This window comes from Streptomyces exfoliatus, assembly GCF_000725545.1.
GTDB classification, from domain to species: Bacteria; Actinomycetota; Actinomycetes; order Streptomycetales; family Streptomycetaceae; genus Streptomyces; species Streptomyces exfoliatus.
The window spans coordinates 1-446 of record NZ_JNZP01000097.1; the positions used below are offsets into that span (position 1 = coordinate 1).

General features: G+C 69.3%; 1 protein-coding gene. It reads left to right on the forward strand.

From position 1 onward, the window contains the following. Positions 1-426: IS5 family transposase (locus IO20_RS0134265; protein WP_030558538.1), on the forward strand; the 426-nt coding region annotated here is incomplete at its 5' end. Positions 427-446 lie beyond the last annotated feature (20 nt).

A 446-nucleotide genomic window follows, 5' to 3' on the forward strand; every position in this document is an offset into this window, starting at 1 on the left:
GACGGCCGGGGCCGTCCGCTCGCCTTCGTCGTCACGGGCGGCAACACCAACGACTGCACCCGGTTCACCGCCGTGATGGAAGCGGTCCGGGTGCCCCGGATCGGACCGGGGCGGCCCCGCACCCGGCCCGATCACGTCCTGGGCGACAAGGGCTACAGCTCGAAGGCGATCCGCGCCTGGCTCCGCCGTCGAGGCATACCGCACACGATTCCCGAGCGGACCGACCAGGTCGGCAACCGGGCCCGGCGAGGCAGCCGCGGAGGCCGCCCGCCGGCCTTCGACCGCGAGGTCTACAAGCACCGCAACGTCGTGGAACGGTGCTTCAACCGCTTGAAACAGTGGCGCGGCATCGCCACCCGCTACGACAAAACCGCCCAGTCCTACGAAGCAGCCGTCACCCTCGCATCACTCCTGATGTGGGCGTGACATTTGACGACAGAACCTAG